Origin of the sequence: Streptomyces sp. NRRL S-37, from assembly GCF_000721605.1 — a bacterium.
GTDB lineage: Bacteria > Actinomycetota > Actinomycetes > Streptomycetales > Streptomycetaceae > Streptomyces.
On sequence record NZ_JOIZ01000001.1, the window covers coordinates 64,311 to 85,341 of the forward strand.

The following is a 21,031-nucleotide window of genomic DNA, read 5'->3' on the forward strand; positions in this document are numbered from 1 at the left end:
GCGCGAAAGGAGTGTTCCAGGAGCAGCGAACGTGGGGGAAGGGCGCCGTGGCGCGGACGTGAAGGTCGTCGGTACGTGAGGTGCGGCGAGGCGCCGTGGACCGTACCGGTCACCGTGCGGACCCGGCCGGACCCGGTGCGTGGCCGAGCCAGTTGTCCCGGCGCAGCGCCGCCTCGGTGCCGGTGAGGTAGATGGCCGTGGCGAGCCACTGGGCCGTGTACCGGTCGGGGTCGCCCTCGTCGAGGCGGCCGAACGCGTCACGGGTGCGGTCGGCGGCCACCGCGGCGAGCGCGGCGGCCAGGGCCGCGCCGGTGACGAACCCGTCGCAGCGCAGGGCGGCGACGTGGCCGCGCAGGTCGTCACCGCGCGCGGATTCGGCGGCGGCCCGGCGTCCTCCGGCGACGGCCAGTTCGACCAGCCGGCGGACGCGCCAGAGCGGTGCGTCGTCCACGGGACCGGCGGGGGCCGGTCCGGGCGGGGAGGGCGGGTCCGCCGGGAAGTGGTCGTCCCGGAGGCGGTCGTAGCCGAGGTCGGCGCGGCCCTGCCACTCGTCCGGCAGGCGCAGGGTCGCTTCAGTGCCGGGTACCGGGGCGACGGCGAGCGGGCGGAGGGTGGTGACCCGGTCGGGGTCGAGGCGTCCGACGACCCGGATCCGCAGCCCGGGGTGCTCGCCCAGGCGCCGCAGGTTCGCGGTGTGGGCGAGGGCGGGATGACGGTGCGCGGGGGCCAGCCGGACCGGCCCGTCCCCCCGTCCCGGCAGGACGCGGACCAGGAGGTCCTCGCCATCGGTGGCGGCGATCTCCACGTCGCGGAGGATCAATGGCCCGGTGGGCCCGGCCCCGTCGGGGTCCGGGTCCGGCGGGGGCCAGGGCCGTCCGGCGGCGAAGGCGGCGCGGACGCCCGGTTCGGGCAGCAGGCGGCCGTCCGGGGCGACGACCGCTCCGGTGACGGTCAGGCCGCCGCGCGACACCCGGAAGTGGTCGCTCAGGAAGGACCGGAGGGCGACGTGGGCGGTGCCGGCCCGGCGGGCGCGGGCAGGGCCGCCGGGCTTGACGTCGGGGAGCGTGTACGCGTGGCCCTCGTCGTCGACGAGGTGGGTGACCACCCCGCCGAGGCCGCCCGGCCCGATCACCGGCTCGCGGCAGACGCCGTACAGCCGCAGCGGCCCGTCGGGGCGGTGGTGGGGGCGGACGGCGCCGATGAGCGCCGGGTCGGGGTCGGCGGACCTCAACCGGTGGGTGACGAGGAGGAGTTCGCGCAGGGCGTCGACCAGTGCGGTGAGGGCGCGGGGACCGTGCGGGTCACGCTCGTCGCGCAGGTGGCGTACGACGTCCAGGGCGGCGGCCTCGGCACGGTGGAGACCCGCGAGGCGGGCGGTGTGGGCGGCGCGCAGCAACTCCGCCTGGAGGATCGCCCCGGCCCCGGCGGTTCCGGCGGACAGCACGGCCGCCGCCGCCGTCCAGAGCCCGGAGGCCGCCCGTGTCCGGTCGGCGGAGAGGGCAGGGGCGGGCCGGCGTCCCGGGCCGGCGGGCGGCTCCTTCCCGGCGTCGGGACGGCCGGGGTCGGCCCGGCGGCCGTCGTCAACGGGACGGCCGGTGTCGGCCGGGCGGTCCGGGCCGGTACGGTGACCGTCGCCGGCGCCCCGGCCTTGGCCCGGCACCCCGTGCGGGCCGTCGGCCTCGACAGGGCCCTGTCCCGGACCTGCGCCCCGGCCCCGCCCTGCAGGCCGGACCGGAACCGCCGGACGGTCCGCGTCGGACGCGGGCGTCGTATCGGCGGCGGGGTCCGGAGTCGGCGCCCGGTCCACATCTGCGGGCCGGGCCCGATCCACCGGGCCGTCCGCTTCGGACGAGGGCGTCGCGTCGGCCGCGGGCGTCGCGTCGGCCGCGGGCTTCGCGTCGGCGACCGGGCAGGCGCCCAGGACCGCCGCCAGGTGCAGGCAGCGGGGGGCCAGGAGGCAGGTGCAGTGGGCCTGGCCGGGTTCGGTGACGGTGCCGGACGGGCCGGGGGCCAGGGTCACCCGGGCGTCCTCGCCGCAGCGGACGCGGACGGCGCCGTCCTCGGTGGTGACCGGTGTGCCGGCCAGGGCCTCGACGGCCGCGTCCAGTCTGCCGCGGAGCCGTGTGGTGAGGTGCTCCACCGCGGAGGCGAACACCTCCGGTGCGACGGGCGGGAGGGAGGGGCTCATCGGGTCGCTCCGCGGACGCGTTCGCCCACCCAGCGGGCGAGCGAGAGGGGGCTGAGGGCGGCCACCGGCATTCCGGCCGCGACGAGTCGCCGCGCGACCGGTACCGAGTAGCGGGGGGCTCCGTCGCCGTTCAGGGCGGCGCAGCCCAGCAGGTGGACGCCGGAGGAGACCAGGGACTCGGCCTCGGTCAGCAGACCGTCGACCGCGCCGCCCTCCTCGAAGTCGCTGACGACCACCATCAGGGTGCGGTGCGGCACCGTCACCAGGGTGCGGGCGTGCGCGAGACCGGCCGCGATGTGCGTGCCGCCGCCGACCCTCACCTCCAGCAGCAGGGAGAGCGGGTCGTCGATCCGGTCGGTGAGGTCGACGACCCGCGTGCTGAAGGTGAGGAAGTGGGCGGAGAGCATGGGCACGCCGCCGAGTACGGCGGCGGTCAGCGCCGACCAGACGACCGAGGACTCCATGGACGCGGAGACGTCGACGACGAGGATCAGCCGCCAGTCGCTCTGCCGGGCGGCGCGGGTCCTGAAGACCGGCCGCTCGGGGACGATCCGGACGGTGCCGTCCTCCAGTCGGCGGCTGTGGGCGAGGTTGGCCCGCAGGGTACGGGGCAGGTCGAGCCGGCCGCCGGGGCGCCGGGAGGGGCGCGGGGTGGTGAGGCCGGTCAGTGCGGGGCGCAGCCGGGCGGTGAGTTCCCTCGCGAGTTCCTCGACCAGCCGTTTGACCAGGGGACGGAGGCGGGCGATCCGCTGTTCGGGCATTCCCCCGGCGAGCGACAGCACGGCGGACAGCAGTTCCACGGAAGGGCGTACCGAGTCCGGGTCGAGGTGGTCGATCACGTCCGTACGGCCCCTGGCCGCGGCGCGTCCCAGGACTTCCTCCCGGATGTCCGGGCCGAAGAGTGCTTCGAGGTCCTCGGCCCAGTGCCGGGCGCTGGGGTAACTCGGGCCCTGGCCGGCGGTGAGCTCGTCCGTGTCACCGCCGCGGCCCGGGACCGCCTCCTCCGCGCCACCGTCCGTGTCCTCGTCCCCGGTCGCCTCCTCCGCTCCGAACAGTTCGTCCAGGGCCCGGGCGTACGGCACCAGCTCCGGGGGGAGTTTCTCCGTGTCGCGGCCGAGCAGCAGCCGCCAGCGGTCGGCGGGGCCGAGGCGTGAGGCATCGGGTTCCGTGCCCTGGGCGGGCCGCCGGCCGCTCGCCGTGGACGTCCGCCCGTCCGGGGCGAGGGCCTCCGGGGCAGGACCGTCCGTGGGCGAACCGTCCGGGGCAAGGCCGTCCGAGGTCAGACCGTCCGAAGCAGGACCACCCAGAGCCGGACCGCCCAGGACCGGAGCGTCCGGGGTAGGACCGTCCGTGGGCGGAGGGTTCACCAGGTCCGCCAGGCCCAGTTCGTTCAGCAGGGCGAGCCCCTCGTGGTCCGCCCCGGCCCACCGGCCGGCCGTCTCGGCGGGCGCGGTGAACCGGAGGCCGGGCCGGGCACCGAGCCGGTCGGTCACGGCCGCCAGCAGTCGCCCGCGTCCGTCCGGGGTGAGCGCCCGGAAACCGCCGCGCAGCGCGGGAAGCCGGTCGAGGAAGCCCCGGTCGTCCAGGGTCTCGACGCGCTCCAGCAGCGGGTCGAGGGAGGTGGGCAGGGCCGCGATCAGCGGTCCGGCGGCGACGAGCAGGCCGGTGAGCCGGCGCTCCAACCGGTGCCGGGTGTCCGGTGCCGTCGCCGAGTCGATCCAGTCGGCGAGTCTCCTGCCCAGCGGCTCCGGTCCGTCGAGGTCGAGCAGTACCCGGGCGGCCAGGGCCGCTCCCTGGACGAGCGGGGAACCGGTGCGCGCGAGCGCGGACAACTCGCCGTCCAGGCGCAGTCCGAGCCGTTCCTCACCGCTGCGGACGGCCAGGGTCACGAGGGCGGCGGCGTCCTGCGTCTCGTCACTGCCGGCCAGCCCGGGCAGGGTGCGGACGGCGGCTTCCAGCAGGAGGTCGTGGAGCGCCGCCGCCCGGAGGCGTGTCCGCCCGGTGGTGCCGGGCAGGTGCTCCCGGCGTATCGCCTCCAACAGGTCCATGCACCGCAGCAGTTCGGGAAGCGTGGCCGCCGCGGGCAGGACCCGTGCGGCCTGCGTGAGGCAGTCGCCGACCAGCTCCGGCAGGGCGCACCGGGCCGCGGCCCCCAGCAGGTCGACGACCCGTGCCGGGGTGGCACCGCCGGACTCCGTCGCCCGGCGGTGGTGCGCGCGCAGGGTGCCCTCGGCCGCCTGGGCGGCGGTGACCCCTCGGACGCCCACCAGGTCGAGCCGGGCCGCGACCGCCGGGGTCCAGGCCGCCCGCCAGCGTGTGGTGAGGGCGCTCCCCTCCCCCACGGCGGACACCTCGACCGGTTCCGCATAGCCCACCCCGCACTCCTTGAGCCGCTGGAACAGGATCTCGCGCCGGGCGTCGAGGGCGGAGCGCAGCGGCGAGAGCCGGACCTCCCGGTGGCCGGAACTGCCCGGCCCCGGCAGCCGGAGCGAGGCGAGTTCCGCCTCCACCCAGGGGCCGAGACCGGACCGGGGTGTGCCGGGGGCGAGCCGGCCGCGGTCCGTGCCGACCAGCACCGTCTCCAGGACCCGGCCGGGTGGTGGTCCGCCCTGGCCCAGTACGGACGTCACCGCCTCCAGCAGTTCGCCCCGGCCGGGTGCCGCCAGGCCGCGCAGGGTGCCGAGGTCGCAGGCCAGTCGCAGGGTCTCGATCGCCTCGCCGGTGCCCGCGGTGTGGCCGGCCGCGCGAATCTCCCGGCACAGTTCGGTGAGGAGGCGGGCGGCGGCGTCGCGTATCCGGCCGGGGTCGCCGCCGGCGTCGAACACCGCCTGCTGCCAGCGCGGGTCTCGGATGCCGGCCGGGTATCCGGAGCGGGGATCCAGCAGGGCGAAGGCGTACGGCACGAGGGAGGTGACCACCGGGGAACCCGCGCCGACCGCCTCCCCCACGGCCGTGTCCCCGCCCCCGTCGGTCAGTCCGGGCACGTGGAAGGCGCCGGTCACCGCCGCGACCCGGCGTCCGCCGGCTCCGGCCGCCGCGACGGCCCGGCGCATGTGTGCCTCCCGGGCGAGGCCGAGGGCCGCGATGCCGCCGCGGGCCTCCCGGTCCCGGCGCACGGCCAGGCCGAAGGCGAGGGCGGCGCGGCGCACGGCGTCGGGAGCGCTGCCGGGCGCGAGCGCCTCCACGGTGCGGTCCCACAGGTCGTCCACATCCGCCCCGGACGTCTCCGTCCCGGCCGCCTCCGGCCCGGTCGTCCATTCCGGTGCCGTGAGGGGCAGGTCGCAGCAGATCACCTCCGCGCCCCGGTCCCACGCCCAGCGGATCGCCGCCAGTTCCGGGGAGAAGTCGGCGAGGGGGTACAGGCGCAGCCGTCCGTCCTCGTACGCGCCGGCCAGGGCCACCGGTGCCGTGGTGCGCGGATCGGAGAGGTACGGCAGCCAGGGCTGGAAGTCGGCCGGCAGTTCGACGCAGACGGCCTCGGCGTCCGCGGCGTCCAGCAGCCGGGGCACGGCCACGGCCAGTGCGGGACTGTGGTGCCGTACGCCGATCAGGTACGGCTCCGTGCGGGCCGCCGGCGCGGCCGCCTCTGCTCTCGCGGTCATGGGTCCAGGTGGGCGGTTCGGCGGGGACGGCCGTACGGGACGGCCGTCCCCCTTGCGTGGCGGAACTCAGCGGCGGCGCTTCCGCGGTCGCGGCACCTCCAGTTCCTCCAGCTGGGGCCCGTCCCCGTCCTGGACCCGCCGCCAGGCCTCGCGGTAGAGGGCGGCGACGGGCTGGAGGGGCACCACGGTGCCCAGGACGGGATCCTCGCCGTCCGGCAGGCCGTACATCGGCAGCTTCCACCGCTCCAGCGGGAGGTGCGGGGTGGTGAGCCGGGTCCAGCCGCCGGGCAGGAACAGGGAGCGTCCGGCCTTGGAGCGGTTGCCCTCGATGACGAGGCCGGTGGCGGCGAGTTCGGCGCGGGCGGCCCGCAGCCTGGCCGTTCCGCCGCGCTGCCTGCCCCAGCCGGTCCAGCGGGCGGTGTTGCGGTCGGTGGGGTCGGGCAGGGCGAGCAGCATCAGGTGGAGGACGGCGGCGTCCTCGCCGATGCCGTACCGTTCGGCGGCCTCCGTGACGAGGTCGGGTACGGACCGGGCGGGGTCCTGCGGCCACCATGTCCCGTCCGCGTCGCGCTCGCCCGCCACCGGGTTGCCGGGGTCGGCGAGCAGTTCGGCGAACCGCCGGTCGTGGACCAGACGCAGCGCCGTCTCCTGGGCGTTGGGCCGCTCGCCGGTGAACAGGGCCGTCAGATAGGGGTCGTTGCCGGTCGCGTCCAGCAGCGCGGGACGGATGGCGGGGACGGGTTCGGACCTCCCGGTGCCCAGCACGACCGCGCCGTGGCGCACGAAGTCGTCGCCGGTCTCGGTGGGTTCTCCGGCGGCGCGCCGGAACGCCTCCCAGTCGATCCGCCGGTCGACGGCGATGAGCAAGTCCGGGTGGGCCAGCCGTTCGCGCAGCGCGGTGAGGACGCCGGGCAGGGTGGCGCGGATCGGGTCGCCGGCCGGGAGACGGTGGGCGAGCCACGCGGCCAGGGCCACCGAGCCCTTCAGGACGGTGCCGTCGAAGCCGGGCGTCCGCTCGGTGCTCTCCGGGCGGTAGGGGCCGATCCTCCAGGTCAGGTCCCGGGACAGCCGGGGTTCGGCGGTCACGTCGAGGAAGCCGCGCAGGGCCTCGGCCGGTGCCCAGCCCGGGGAGACCACACCGCGGACCGCGTCGTGGAGCAGGTCCTCGGGGAGGGGCGCGCGCCGGCCGAGCCGCTCGTTCCACACCTCGGCCGCGCGGACGGCGTCGGGGCCGTCCGTCCACAGCCGGGACGGGTCGGCGGGCAGCAGCGCCGCGACCACGGCCTGCCGGGCGTCCGCGTCGAGGTTCCTCAGCTCGTCCTTGGCCACGCGCGCGTCGGCCGATTTAACGCCGATCGTCCTCAGCGTCGCCGAGGGCACCGCCACGCGCTCGTCGTCGATCATGGGCAGCCCTGCGACCACCAGCCGGGCCATGGTCGGGGTGACGCCGGTGAGCCGTGCGAACTCCTCGGCGGCCGCCGGGAACCAGGGCGCCGGTCCGCGTCCGGCGAGTTCGGCGCGGAACGCCGCGGCCCAGCCGGGCGGCCGTGCCGGCTCCGGCACCAGCGGTCCGGCGGCGATCAGGGTGTACGGCATGGGCGTCTCGAACCGGCCGGACGGGTCGTGGAAGAGCGCACCGTAGTGCCGGCCGGTGGAATCGCCACCGGGGTCCCGGTCCTGGAGGAAGCGGAACGCGTGCTCGGGGAAGACCAGGAACGCGCCGTCGCCGAGGTCGAGCACGGTCGCGTCCCGGTACCCCTGGATGGCGTCGGGTCCCTCGAACAGGCTCTCGTCCAGCCGCAGCCGGACTCCCCGCCAGTGCCCGGGGTCCAGGTCCGTGAGCCCCTGCGCGTCGAACTCCTCGAGGTAGGCGTCCAGCGCCTTCCGGTGCTCCTCCACGACGGCCTCCGAGCCGGCCCGTAGCGCCAGGATCGCGGGCAGCACGGGCAGGGCCGGGATGTGCAGACACTCCAGGGATTGCTGCCTGGCCGCATCGAGGTGGGTCCGGCCCGTGGGAGCCGCTTCGGCCAGGCCCCGCAGGGAGCGGCCCAGCAGGGCCGGCAGATCGTAGAGGTGGTGGTGGAAGTCGTAGAACCGGCGGCGCCGGCCGATGGTGAGGCCGACGCCGTTCAGCGCCGCCCCGAGCACCTCGTCGCCCACCTTGGGCCGTGGCTCCCGCGACACCTGCCCGGTGACCGCGGAGTCGAGCCGGGCCAGCGCCGCGTCCAGGACGCGCTGCTGCTCGGCGGCGTACCGCACGATGCCGGTGATGCCCGCCCGCAGCGCCTCGTGGCCGACCTCCGGCAGCAGCTTCCGGACCAGTCCGGGCACCAGGTCCTGGTCGTCCCCGACCGGCTTGCCCGGCTTCTTGGCGTTCCGTGGCCGCTCCGCCACGGCCCCGGTCAGCAGTGCCCGCGCGGTGTCCTCGTCGATCCGGCGGAGCGCCGCGGATCCCTGCGGGTCGCGGGGCCGGAGCAGGTGCCAGTGGCTCAGGGGCGGCAGCAGCGCGGTGCCCGCGCTGAAGTGCCCGTGCGTCCGGTTCTCCGGGACCTCGGCGAGCACCGTGCCGTCCGGGTCGAGCAGCCGGACGCCGCTCCAGTGCCGGATCACGGCCAGTGTCCGTTCGGTGCCGGGAAACCGCAGCGCGTGCCGGGGGAACGTGTCCTCGCCGTCGTCCGGTACGACGACCGAGTGTCCGGCGAGGTCCTCGCCCCGCACCCGGCCGTCCGGCAGCCTCGTCAGGCGCCAGCCGAGGAGACCGTCCACGGGGGCGCACAGGGGACCCGGTACGGCGGTGGGGTCCGGCCGCAGCCAGGAGTTCCGCGACAGGTGGTCCTCGGAGCCGGTGCCCGCTCCCCCGCCGAACCACTCCGGCACACAGGGCTCGCCCACGGTGCCGCCGGCCGGGTCGTACGCGCGCCAGGTGTGCCGCCTGTCCTCTGCCCCCTGGTCGGCCCACACCCAGTACGACGTCCCGTCGCCGATCACCGGCCGCCTCGCCTGGACCAGGGTGTCCCCCCGGCGCAGCACGCCGTGGCCGGTGGTCCGTCCGCCCCCGGGCAGCGGGAGGGAGACGAGGAGCCGGTCCGCGTCTCGTCCGCCCGCCTCGTCGGCGCTGTCCAGGTGGCCCTCGACGGGCACCGGTGACGGCTCCGGGGTGTGGCTCCAGTAGCCCTCGGTGCCGGTGGAGTACGAGTGCCACCGGACGAACAGTTCGCCGTCCACGTACTGGCAGCTGACGCGCCACAGCCGGTCCGCCATGTCCGGCGGGAGCCGCAGCTCGTGGGTGAGCACCGTGCCTTCCGCGCCGATCACCCGGACCTGGGTGCCGGTCATGACGACGAGATACGGCCAGGCGTCGACGACCCGGACCTCCGGGACACGCTGCCCCGGTTCGCAGGGCGGGAGCGCCTCCTCCCAGGCGGGCCAGCCCAGTTCGTCGAGGACGCCGTTGCGCAGTGTGCGGGCGAGCGCGGGGGCGGTCCCGGTGCTCAGTGCGTCCCGTACCGCCTCCTCGGCGATCGCCAGCACTTCTCCGGGCAGCCGGTCCAGGGTGCTCAGCACGCCGGAGTAGCCGGAGAACGCGGGCAGTTCGGCGGTGAGGTACCTCCGGCTGACCTCGCCCACCCATTCGGCGAGCATGGGCCGCCCGCCGGGGGACTTCGCCAGGGTGAGGAGGGTCTCCTTGTGGTTGTTCCGGCCGTCCTCGGGGCAGCCGCTCCGGAACGCGGGGCGGAAGCGGGTGTCGGCCTCCAGCGCGAGGAGGTCGCGCCGGTTGTCGAGGGCGGCCCAGTCGGTCAGGCCGAGGCTCTGGCCGTCCCACGGGTCCGCCACCGGTATGCGCAGTGACAGGAACTGGTCGAGGAGGTTCACGTCGCCGGCCGGGGGCGGCAACGTGCCGCCGGTGGCGTGCAGTTCGGCACGCAGCGCGTCGGCCATGCGGTCGACGAGCGGAGCGAGCTCCGGCGGGGCGAGACGCCGGCGGTCGACCTGGCACAGGTCGAGGAACCTGCGCGTCCACCCGGCCGTGCCGTCGGGGGACCGTACCTCGGCTGGCAGCGCGGGATCGCACAGTCCGGCGGTGGCGCCGGACTTCTCCAGCAGGTCCAGCCACTGGGACAGGTCCCCGCCCTCCCACTCCTCGGGCATGAGGCCCAGCAGGGTGCCGCGGACGGCGGGCTCCCGCCGGGTCAGTTCCAGCAGGGCCTGCCGGTGCGCCTTCCACCAGGCGGGCGGTGCCTTGAGGGTGCCGGGCAGCGTCAGCATCTCGCGCAGGTGGGCGATCTCCTCCGTCCGCGCGTCCCTGCCCGCGACCGCCTTCGCCAGCTTGCGCAGTTCGGCCGCGCCCGGGCTCGACGGGGCCAGTCCGTGCGCCGCGAGCCGGACGAACAGTCCGCGCAGGTGCCGGAACGCCGTCGTGGCCGGGACCCGGGAGGCCAGTCCCTTGGCGTAGCTGGAGAGGACCTTCGTCGGCATGGCGTCGGCGAGGGCGAACTCCAGGAACACGGCGTCCATGCGCGCCTCGTCGAACGGCAGCGCGTGGGCCGTCTCGGCCTTGCGCGCGTTGACGAACATCTGGGACGCGTACGCCGTCTCGCCGGCGGCCAGGAAGACCCGGCCGGCCTGTTCGTAGAAGGTCGGCAGGAAGTGCGGTACGGAGCCGGCGAGCCGTTCGCCGATCGACTCGTAGGCGGCGCGGGCCCGCTTCGGGCTCGATCTCGCCTTCCGCGCCACCTTGTTCATCTCCTCGACCAGGGACATGGCGAGGTGGCCGTCCGAGGGGTGGTGGACCAGCACCCAGTCGGGGAAGCCCAGGGCCCGGGGCCGGCCGAGACCGACCTCCACCGGCTCGCCCTCGGGTTCGAGGCCGAGGAAACCGGTGCGCGGGCCGCCGGTCTCCTCGGTGGTGAGGCGTACGACGGTCCTGCCGTCCAGGCCCGGATGGCGGTAGGCCTGGGTGTACACGGGCACGGCCCGGTCGCCCGCCCCGCTGGTGCCCGGCGGCAGTACCGCGCCGGCGCGCAGCAGTTCCTCCGGGTCCGCCGGCGCGCCGCCGCGGGTCGTCGGGTCGTTCATGAGGGTGTGCCTTTCCCGGGTGTGTGCTGCCGTGGTGTCGTTCACGCGGCGCCGTCCTCGGTGACGGTGCGGCCGGCGTGCAGGGCGGCGGCCATGCGCATGCCCTCGGACCAGGCGACGGGGCCGACCTCGGTCAGCGGCAGGCGGCGGTAGCCGTCCTCGTCGTTCCAGCTGAGGTCGCCGGTCCAGGCCTTCTCCTCGGTGTAGGGGTCGCTCATGCCGACCGAGGCGGTGACGACGCGTCCGCCGTCCAGGATCCGGTCGACGGCGCTGCTGCCGGAGACCTTGTAGCCGAGGGAGGTGATGCGGGAGGAGAGGTGGAACCACGAGCGGTACTCGGCGCCGGCGAACTCGCGGACCGAGTCGGCGGACCCGTCGAGACCCGCGGGCTTGTGCCAGGTGGCGCGGTGGATCTGCTCGACGCCCTGCGTCACGCCCAACTCGGAGGCGAACGTGCGGAGTTCCTCCAGGTCCGGGAGGAGGACGGGGTGGGGCATGGTCACCGTGCGGGACGTCAGGCGGACGGTCTCTCCGTCGAGGGTGACCACCCGCAGCTCGCCCGAGTCGTCCGCGTCGCGCAGGAAGCCGGTCTCGTCGGGGCCGTCACCGACGACGACGATGTCGCGCAGCGCGGACCGCCACGCCTCGTCGGGCCAGAGCCGGGCCAGCAGACCGGCCGGCACCGGCAGCGAGGACACCATCCAGGTGCCGACCTGCGCCGCGCACTCGGCCGCGTGCCGCTCCAGCCACTCGGCGAACCGCTGGAGTTCTCGCACCTCGGGGCGGTCCCGTATCTCCTCCGGCAGGGTTCCCGCCTGCTTTGCCGGGGACGGTCCCGATGCGGACCGTGCCACCACCCTGCCGTCCACCAGGGCGACTTCGTACGTGTCGCCCGCTGCCAGCCAGCCCATGGATCGCTCGCCTCTCCCGCCACTCGGAATCCGGCACAGCGTGTCCGGCAACGGCCCGGTCGGCGTGCCCCGCTGTGACGACGGTCGAAAGACTAGAGGCACCCACCGACAGTCCACCGGCGCCCGCTCCGAACCGAGTCGGCGGGACGGCCCGGGCGACGTCGCCCGTCCGGACGGGCGGTGGGATTCGCGCCAGATTGGACGGTGACCGTTTCCGGCCGAACCCCGGACGGGACGGACTCGCCGCCCGGTCCCTCTCGTCCGGCGTGGCGGGTCCGCCCCGGCCGGTGATGTGCCGTCGTCACCAGGGCAACGGGACCGCCGGCGCGGGCGTGACGGCCGGCCGCCGCGTTCCGCGGGGGCGGGCACCTCCCGCCGGAGGGCGTGCGGTTCCGTCGTTTTCGGCCGGGCGGGCACGGCCGTCCGCCTCCGCGAGGGGCACCGGGGACGGCGGATTGCGTCCGGTGCGGTTCGCACGTGCGTACGTGTCGTGTTGTTCCGGGGTGGATCAGGGCACACGGCTCGTGGCCCGGGAGGGGTGTGGCCGGCTGCCGCGGGCGCAGCCGCTGACAAGAGGTGGGGGAGATGGTTCGTACTGTCGTGGTGCACGACGAGGAGTTACTGCGGTCGGCGTTGGTGCAACTGCTCAGGTCCGATGCCGCGCTGGAGGTCTCGTCCATGTCACCCGGCGCCGGACCGCCGGACCGCGACATGTCGCCGGCGGACGTGTGGGTCGTGGACGGTGACTGCCTGCGGGGGCCGGGGCAGGCGCACGACGCGCCCTTCCGCGCGCGGTGCGGGGACCGGCTCGTCGTCCTGACGACCGCCAAGCGGCCGGGGATCCTCCGTCGGGCGTTCGACGGCGGCGCTCTCGGGCTGGTCGACAAGAACGCCCCGGCGCACCGGCTGATCACGGCGGTGCACACGGTCGCCGAGGGGAAACGTTTTCTCGACCAGACGCTCACGGTCGCCCTGCTGGAGGGCGCGGAGATGCCGCTGACCACCCGTGAGCTGAGCGTGCTGTCCCTCGCCTCCCAGGGGGCGCCGATGGCCGAGATCGCGGCCCGGCTGCACCTGTCCCGGGGCACCGTCCGCAACTACATGGCCGCGGCGATCCGGAAGGTGGGCGCCCGCAACCGGGTCGACGCGATACGCATCGTCCAGAGCGCCGGATGGACGTGACGGGCCGTGCGGTGATCCCGCCCTGACCGGGGCCGGCCCCGGTCAGGGCTCCCGGGCCGGGCCGCCGTTCCAGTGGCCCGTCAGGTCACGGTAGAGCGGCGAGCGTTCCAGCGCCTCCTCGTGCGTGCCGCACACCGCCTCCGTCCCGTCCAGCACCAGCACCCGGTCGGCGCGGACGGCCGACGACAGGCGGTGCGCCACCACCAGCAGCGTTCCCGGGCGTCGCGCGAGGGCCTCCTCCGCGCGTGCCTCGGACGCCGGATCGAGGTGGCAGGTGGCCTCGTCGAGCAGCAGCAGGGGCGCGGGGGACAGGTGGGCGCGTGCGAGCGCGACGAGCTGCCGTTCGCCCGGGGACAGTCCGGCGGGCCGCAGCGGTGCGTCGAGCCCGCCCAGGCGCTCGACCAGCGGCCGCAGGCCGAGGGCCCCGACGGCGGCGGCGAGTTCGGCGCGGTCCGCGTCCGGGCGCAGGTACGCGAGGTTGTCGCCCACGGTCCCGGAGAAGACGTACGCCTCCTGGGGCACCAGCACGCGCAGCGCGGCGAGTTCGGCGGGGTCGCGCCCGGCCACCTCCCGGCCGGCCACCCGTACCTCGCCGCCGCTCGGCGTGAGTGTCCCCGCGACCAGGCGGGTGAGCGTCGACTTGCCGATGCCGCTCGGTCCGACGACCGCGAGGTGCTCACCCGGGGCGACGCGCAGGTCGAGCGAGTCGAGGACCGGTTCCGCGCGGGCGCCGTAGGACAGGGTCACGGACCGCAGCTCCACCACCGGCTCCACCGCCGCGGTCGGTCCGCCGCGCGCCGGACGTCCCCCGCGAGCCGGTGGCGGGGCGCCGGCGTCCTTGGGGCCGGTGGCCGGACGGCACGCGGCCGGGTGCGTGGGCCGCGGCCACGCGTGGTGCCCGACCGTCGGCGCCCCCGCCCCCGCCCCCGCCGGCTCCGGCTCCGGCTCCGGCTCCGGCTCCGGCTCCGGGCCGATGATCCGGTCGAGGACGACCAGCAGCCGGGCCCCCGCCGCACCGAGCGCGGTCATCAGTGTGTGCAGGGCGGGCAGCAGCGACTGGACGAGATAGGTGAAGGCGCCCAGCAGTGCGCCCGCCGTCACTCCTCGTCCGCGCAGCCACGGCACCGCCAGCAACAGCGCGAGGACGGGCAGCTGACCCGCGACACCGAGCGCCGCCGTGCGCACCGCCGCCCAGCCGGCCAGGACACGGGCCGCCGCGGCGGCCCCGTCGACCAGCTCCGCGCCGCGCCGCGCCGCCCCGGGCGCGGTTCCGTGGGCCGTCAGGTCCCGCAGCGCCGCCCGTGACCGGGCCGCGTGGTCGCCCAGCGCCTCGTCGGCCGCCAGGGCGCGTCGCTGAGCCGCCGCCATGGGCCGCAGCGTCGCCAGGAACAGCGCCAGGCCGGCCGTCAGCGGCGGCAGCACCACCACGAGGAGGGCGGGGTGCAGCGACAGCAGCCCCAGCAGCGCTCCGGCGGCGGTGAAGACGAAGGAACGCAGCGTCAGGACGAGACCGGCGAAGCTGTCCCGGGCGATCTCGACCTGATTCGTCAGCCGGGAGACGGCCGCCCGGTCCGTCCCGCCGGCCCCGCCCGGGAGGACCCGGGCGAAGGACCGGTCGACCGCACGCCGCACCAGACCGTCGCGCAGCGGCTCCGTCAATCCGGCCAGCTGGGCGAAGACGCCCCGGATCACCGGGGCACCGAACAGTACGGCGACCAGCGCGATCGCGAGCCACAGCAGCCCCCGGGGTGCGTCACCGGCGAGAAACCCCTGGTCGACGGCGCGGGCGACGCCGTAGCCCACGAGGAACGCCTGCCCGGTCTCGGCCAGCGACCAGAGCGCGAGCCGCGCCAGCACCCCTGTGCGGCGGGCGAGGAAACGGCGGGCGGGCGGCGCGACGCGGCGCAGCGCCCCGGACCCGTCACCCGCACCCCGCGCGCCCACGCCCGCGCCGCGCGTCACCGCCGTGCCTCCTCGGCCTCGGGTCGGGGCGTGGTGCCCGTACGCGGTGCCGCAGCGCCGAAGACCGCCCGGTAGCCGGCCACGTCCCACAGTTCGCGATGGGGTGCGACGGCCCGCACTCCCCCGTCCTCCAGCCAGATCACCAGATCCGCCCGGGCCGCCACCGATGGGCGGTGCGCGACGACCAGCCTGGTTCCGGGCCGCACCGAGTGGCGCAGCGCCCGGTCCACCTCGTGCTCCGTGGCGGTGTCCAGACTGGACGTCGCGTCGTCCATGATCAGCAGCCGTCCGGCGTGCGCGAACGCCCGGGCGAGCCCGAGGCGCTGGTACTCGCCGCCCGAGAGCGGCGCCGCGGACAGCGGGGTGTCGTAACCGCTCGGCAGCCGGCGGACGAAACCGTCGGCGCCCGCGGCACGGCAGGCTTCCCTGACCTGCTCGGGCGACACCCGCCGGGGACCGGCGGCGACCGCCTCGGCGACCGTGCCCTCGCCCGGCGCCGGACGCTCGAAGGCGTAGGCGACCTCGGTGCGCAGCGCCTCCCGGGTCAGCCGGTCGAGGCGGACGCCGTCCAGCAGCACATGCCCCTCGTCGGGGTCGATCAGCCGCCCCGCCACGGCGGCCAGGACGGACTTCCCCGCTCCGCTGCGGCCGACCACCGCGGCGGTGGTGCCTCCCGGCACCCGCACACCGTCGGCACGCAGGACCTGCCTGCCGTCGCGCACCACCCGCACGCCGCGCAGTTCGAGATCGCCCGGCCCGGCCGGGGGAAGACGTCGCGTCCCGTGTTGCAGCGCGGGCAGGCCCGCCAGTGCCAGGGTCCGGTTCCGCGCCTCGCGGCCCCGCACCACCGCGCCCAGCAGGGACGCGGCGCCGCCGACGCCGGCCGTCAGCTGCGCGTACCGGCACACGGCGAGCAGTTCGCCCACGCTCAGGGCGCCCGACGTGAGGCGCAGGCCGCCGACGGCCGTGGCGGCCAGGGTGAGCAGGGGCACCAGGACACCGCTTCGGCCCAGGGCCCGTCCGTGCAGCGTCCACATGCGCCGGCCCAGGGCGTCGAGTCGCGTCAACGGCTCGAGCACGCGTGCCCGTTCACGGGCTCGGGTTCCCGCGGCGGCGATCGTCGCCGCGCCCTCCAGGGCCTCCAGCAGCCGGGAGGCGAGCTGTGACTGCGCGTTCTGGTAGGCGGCCACCGAGGCACCGGTGTCGCGGGCGAAGGTCCGCAGCACCAGCGCCAGGGCGGGCAGCCCGGCCAGTACGCAGGCCGCCACCCGCACGTCGACGACGGCCAGCGCCGCGAGCGCGCCCACCGGCGTGACCATCGAGGCCGCCAGCGCCGCCCGGGCCGCCGGGGCGCCGCCCGCGTCGGCGGCGTTGAGGGTCAGGCGGGCCCCGACGTCCCCCGGGGTGAAGGGCCGCGCGCGGTCCGGTACGGCGCGCAGCAGGCCGTCGAAGGCGCGGGAGCGGAGGGACGCCGTCCACACGGCGTTGCAGCGGCCGGTGAACAGGGAGGTGAGGCTGTCGAGGAGCAGTTCGCCGAGGAGCAGTGCGGCACTGAGCGCCAGCCAGCGTCCCGCGGCGCCGTCGGCTCCGCCGGTGCCGTCGCGCAGGAGCAGATCCAGTGTGCGGCCGAGGGCGAAGGGCTGGGCCACCGTCGCCGCGGCCGCTCCCACCGAGCACAGCAGGACCAGCGCCTCGGGCGCGCGCCCCGGCGTCGCGCCGTCGGCTCCGTCCCGCGCCCTGCCCGTCCGCCGCGCCCGGAACCCGGTCGTCGGCACCAGCCGGCCTCCTTCCGTCCGTCCACCGTGACCGGACACCGGCCGTCCCGGCGTGCCGGGTGGCCGGTGTCCGCCGAAGCGGGCACCGGCGCCCCGGGGGAGAACCCGGGGCGCCGGAACCGAGCGACGTGACGCACCGCGTCGCCGCGGCGGTCGACCTCCGCGTCAGTTACAGGTGGTGACGCTCAGGCTGCTGTCGCCGCAGAGCAGCAGGCTCGCGCGGCTGCCGGTCTCGACGTCGCCCATGGCCTCTTCCTTGGGGGTCTCCATCGACTGCAGGTCGAGCAGGTTCATGACATCTTCCCTTCGTAGGACAACGGATTCTCTTGCATCACGACCCCGGGAGGGGCCGAGTCATGGGGCCGCCCCGCGTGTGCGGCGGCGGAAGGAACGGCAGCCCGGCGGACGGGGCGCCGTGGACGGAGGCGACGGCCAGCAGGCACCCCGCCGTACCGGTGGACAGGTCCATGGACAGACGCATCATCTGCTCACCGGGGAAGGCGAGCCGGCCGTGGTAGGACATGGCGTGCCAGGACAGCGCGTCGAGCTGGCGCCGGACGGCCTCCGGACCGGTGCCGGGCACTTCGGCCGTCGTGCGGCCGAGGTACAGCACCATCCCGGCCACCCCCCGGTACAGGCCCGGCTGGGCGTAGAACATGGCCTGCGCCGCGGCCACGATCTCGCCTCTCGCCCGCGCGAACTCCTCGTCCTCCCGGTGCGCCAGGTAGTCATCGAGCACCATGCCGATGCCCACGCTGCCCGCGCCCAGGTAGGGCATGGTGCGCCAGCCCTCGTCCACCTGCAGGGCGCCGCCCGCGCCGCGGACGCAGCGGGCGAGGTCCCGGCGCAGCGCGTCCCGCGCGAGGTCGAGCAGGGCGGGGTCCCGGTCGCGTTCGTACAGCCGCAGGAAGAGCAGGGCGCGTCCCGCGGCCCCGTACAGCAGTCCCGCGCGGCCCCGGCCGGTGCTCCCGTCCCCGGCCGGCCCGCCCCGGGCGGTCAGCTCGGCGCAGCGCCGGGCCGCCGCGTGCAGGGCGGTCTCCCCGGTGGCCGCGGCCAGCGCGTCCAGGGCCAGGCCCAGTCCGGCGGTGCCGCTGTGCAGGTCCGGGGCCAGGTGGTCGAAGGGCTGGTCGAGGAGGAGTCCGGCGAGGTCGAGGGCGCGGTCGCGGTGGCCGAGGTACTCCAGCGTCCAGGCGAGGCCGGCGAGCCCGTCGTGGAAGCCGGGCGGCATGCCCGACGGCAGCCGCTCGGTCCGCTCCAGCAGCCACTGCTCCCCGTCCTCGTCCCTGCCCGCCCCGCTCTCGGCCAGGGCGTACAGCACTCCCGCCGCGCCGTGGCCGAAGGCCAGTCCGCCGCCGGCAGTGGCGAACTGCGCGATGTCGCCGGGGAAGAGGCGGTCGGTACGGGACGGTGTCGCCGACGCGCGGATGGCGGCGGCCATCGAGTCCCGGCTGCGGGGCCAGTCGTCCGGCCGGACCGGCACCACCGGCCCGTCCGTCCGGCGCGCCGGCCGGGCGCCGGTGGGGGTGGTGGCGGCGCCCGTGATCTCGTCGACCGCCGCGTCCAGGAAGGCCCGGTCCACCGGGAACCGCTCCGCCACCACCTCGGCGAGATGGGCCGCCTTGCCCCGGTCCAGCGCCAGCAGGCTGGTGAGCGGGAGGAACAGCGCGAGCCGCAGACAAGCCAGCGCGTACCGGTCCACCGCGACACCCCGCCGGTCGGACGGCGCCACGAACCCCGGGTTGGCGACGGTCTGCCGGCCGGCTTCACCGACCCGGTGCGCCGCCTCGAAGTCCAGCAGGACGACGCCGCCGTCCTCGCGGAGCATGATGTTGAACAGGTGCAGGTCGTTGAAGACCACGCCCCGGGCGTGGACGTCCTCGACGGCGCGTTCCACCCGCGCGTGGACGTCGAGGGCCCAGGCCGTGTACTCGGCCAGCCGCTCCTTGCCGGGGTCGGCCTCGATGAGCGGGTGGCGGCGGGCGAAGAAGGTGTTGAGCGGCTTGCCGTCGATGTACTCCAGCACCAGGAAGTGGTGCTCCCCGACCGTCAGGTGGTCGAGCACCTCGGGTGTGCAGTCGAGGCCGGACAGCCGCTCCAGCGCCCGGCGTTCGCGGTGCAGCCGGGTCACGGCGTCCGCGCCGTCGGCCGCCAGACCGGCGTGCGGCCGGGCCTCCTTGAGGACGACCCGCTCCCCGGTGCGGGAGTCGCGGGCGAGGTAGACACCGCCGCCGTTGGAGAAGTGCAGCGCCGACTCGACGGTGTAGGGCAGGCCGCCCACGGTCAGCGCGTCCCGGGCCTTCAGGTGCGGGCGCAGGAAGGCCGGTGGATCGACCCAGTCCGGCACCCGGAAGACGGGGCCGCGCAGGTCGGGCACCAGCACGCCGTCGGGCCCTGTCACGGCCGGCCGCAGCTCCCCTTGCGCGTCATGGCAGTCGCGCCGGGTGAAACCGCCGTACCGGACGTGCACGGGTCCTTCGCCGAGCCGCAGATCGCTCAGGATGTACGGTCCGGGTTCGCCCGCCAGCAGCTCCGACAGCTCGCCCGCGAGCCGTTCGAACCGCGTCTCGTCCGCCGGGTACACGGTGATGAACTTGCCGCTGCCCGCCCGGTCCGCGTACTTGGCGTTGCGCTGGTGCAGCAGATAGCGGCTGGGGACGAACTTGAAGGCCGTGCCGCCGGCGACGCAGTGCCGCCACACGCGCTCGAGCACGGACTCGGCGTTGTCGAGACAGGCGGAGACGTGGATCTTCCACCCCTGGTCGGGCAGTTCGGCGCCGGCCGGACGCAGGGCGAGCCAGTCCCCGCTCTCGTTGCTCTGCCATCCGGGCGGTACGGGCCACGAGGCCGCGGCGTACCGGGAGCGCCCGGTGCCGGCCGGGGAGACGGTGCGGTGCGGAGCGTCGTAGAAGTACGGGTCCGCGTCGCAGTACACGGCATAGCCCTTGTTCACGCCGGCTCCTTCCCGCCGATCGCTGACGGGCATGACGCTGTCACGCGGCGTACCGCCTCGCACAGTCACCGCTGTCATCACTCCGGCGTGCGGAACGCACGGGTAACTTCGGGGAGGCCGGGCAGGACGGGTCCTGTGACGGCACCGCCGTACTGGTGACGTCCCGGGGCCCGGTCACCGCCCCGGAGCCGTCGGCGATCACGTGGGGCGTCGTGGGCTCCCGGCGCCGGCGAAGGGAACCTGGGCGGTCGGCCCCACATCCGCCCCCGTGCGGAAGGGGTGGGTCCACAAGCCCTGTGCCGCGAGTTTCGGCAGGACGCCCTCGCCGAACCAGTACGCCTCCTCCAGGTGCGGGTAGCCGGAGAGCACGAACTCCTCGATGCCCAGGGCCGCGTACTCTCTGATCCGCTCGGCGACCTCCTCGTGGCTGCCGACCAGCGCTGTGCCCGCGCCGCCCCGGACCAGCCCGATGCCGGCCCACAGGTTCGGGTGGATCTCCAGGGCGTCCCGGCTGCCACCGTGCAGGGCGAGCATGCGCCGCTGCCCCTCGGACTCGCTGCGGGCCAGGCCCGCCTGGACCGCCTTGACGGCCTCGGGGTCGAAGCCGTCCACGAGCCGGTTCGCCTCCGCCCAGGCCTGCTCGGACGTGTCGCGCGTGATGACATGCAGCCGGATGCCGAACCGGACGGTGCGTCCCTGCTCTGCCGCCAGCCTCCGGATCCAGGCGATCTTCTCGGCGACTGCGGCGGGCGGCTCGCCCCAGGTGAGGTAGACGTCCGCATGACGGGCGGCGATCTCGCCGGCGATCGGTGAGGAGCCGCCGAAGTACACCTCCGGGACCGGGTCGGGTACGCGGGCCAGCGCGGCGTCCTCGACCTGGAGGTGCTCGCCGGCCAGATCGACGGTCCTGCCCTCCCACAACCCCCGGACGATCCGGAGGAATTCGCCGGTGCGGCGGTACCGGTCGTCCTTGTCGAGGAAGTCGCCGTAGGCGCGCTGTTCGTGGCTCTCGCCGCCGGTGACGACGTTGAGCAGCAGCCGTCCGCCGGTCTGCCGCTGGAAGGTGGACGCCATCTGCGCGGCGAGCGTGGGTGAGACGAAGCCGGGCCGGAAGGCGACCAGGAACTTCAGTCGCTCGGTGTTCTGGCTGACCATCGCGGTGGTGAGCCACGCGTCCTCGCACCAGGCACCGGTGGGGGTGAGCGCGCCGACGAAACCGAGGTCCTCGGCGGCGCGGGCGATCTGGCTCAGGTAGGCGACAGACGGCGGCCGGTCGCGGCCGGACTCGGTGGCGGGGGTGCCGTGGCCGCCGCCGACGACGTGGCGGCTGTCGCCGTTGGTGGGCAGGAACCAGTGGAAGGTGAGGGACACGTGGGGGTCTCCGT

At 75.9% G+C, this 21,031-nt stretch carries 10 protein-coding genes; 1 reads left to right on the forward strand and 9 read right to left on the reverse strand.

The features are described 5' to 3' along the window. Positions 1-109: 109 nt before the first annotated feature. The 4 genes from IH50_RS37275 to IH50_RS0100315 all read right to left on the reverse strand — a co-directional run bounded on the left by IH50_RS37275 (position 110) and on the right by IH50_RS0100315 (position 11,777). Complete coding sequence (locus tag IH50_RS37275) at positions 110-2,188, reverse strand: SWIM zinc finger family protein (RefSeq protein ID WP_037871783.1); 2,079 nt, start codon at positions 2,186-2,188, stop codon at positions 110-112. After that, positions 2,185-5,790, reverse strand: coding sequence for a DUF5682 family protein (locus IH50_RS0100305; RefSeq protein ID WP_030855932.1), 3,606 nt, complete (start codon positions 5,788-5,790; stop codon positions 2,185-2,187). Before IH50_RS0100305 ends, IH50_RS37275 begins: the two co-directional genes overlap by 4 nt. 66 nt (positions 5,791-5,856) lie before the next feature. Further along, positions 5,857-10,866, reverse strand: coding sequence for a hypothetical protein (locus IH50_RS0100310; protein WP_030855933.1), 5,010 nt, complete (start codon positions 10,864-10,866; stop codon positions 5,857-5,859). 41 nt (positions 10,867-10,907) lie between these two features. Beyond that, entirely contained in the window at positions 10,908-11,777 is an 870-nt protein-coding gene (locus tag IH50_RS0100315) for a DUF4132 domain-containing protein (protein WP_030855935.1), read from the reverse strand. Positions 11,778-12,362: 585 nt separating this feature from the next. Here IH50_RS0100315 and IH50_RS0100320 point away from each other — a divergent pair. Then, a complete protein-coding gene (locus IH50_RS0100320) occupies positions 12,363-12,959 on the forward strand; it encodes a response regulator transcription factor (protein ID WP_030855937.1) in 597 nt (198 codons plus the stop codon). A gap of 42 nt (positions 12,960-13,001) precedes the next feature. Here IH50_RS0100320 and IH50_RS0100325 read toward each other — a convergent pair whose 3' ends face one another. The 5 genes from IH50_RS0100325 to IH50_RS0100345 all read right to left on the reverse strand — a co-directional run bounded on the left by IH50_RS0100325 (position 13,002) and on the right by IH50_RS0100345 (position 21,017). Beyond that, entirely contained in the window at positions 13,002-14,921 is a 1,920-nt protein-coding gene (locus tag IH50_RS0100325) for an ATP-binding cassette domain-containing protein (protein ID WP_234328047.1), read from the reverse strand. After that, positions 14,918-16,696 carry an ABC transporter transmembrane domain-containing protein gene (locus IH50_RS0100330; protein ID WP_030855944.1) on the reverse strand — a complete coding sequence of 593 codons (1,779 nt, stop codon included), beginning with the start codon at positions 16,694-16,696 and terminating at the stop codon, positions 14,918-14,920. Before IH50_RS0100330 ends, IH50_RS0100325 begins: the two co-directional genes overlap by 4 nt. A 165-nt stretch (positions 16,697-16,861) precedes the next feature. Then, complete coding sequence (locus tag IH50_RS0100335) at positions 16,862-16,990, reverse strand: SapB/AmfS family lanthipeptide (RefSeq protein ID WP_030855946.1); 129 nt, start codon at positions 16,988-16,990, stop codon at positions 16,862-16,864. A 37-nt stretch (positions 16,991-17,027) separates the two neighbouring features. Beyond that, positions 17,028-19,646 carry a class III lanthionine synthetase LanKC gene (gene lanKC, locus IH50_RS0100340; protein ID WP_030855948.1) on the reverse strand — a complete coding sequence of 873 codons (2,619 nt, stop codon included), beginning with the start codon at positions 19,644-19,646 and terminating at the stop codon, positions 17,028-17,030. Between the two features lie 198 nt (positions 19,647-19,844). Continuing rightward, a complete protein-coding gene (locus IH50_RS0100345) occupies positions 19,845-21,017 on the reverse strand; it encodes an LLM class flavin-dependent oxidoreductase (protein ID WP_030855950.1) in 1,173 nt (390 codons plus the stop codon). Positions 21,018-21,031: the final 14 nt, after the last annotated feature.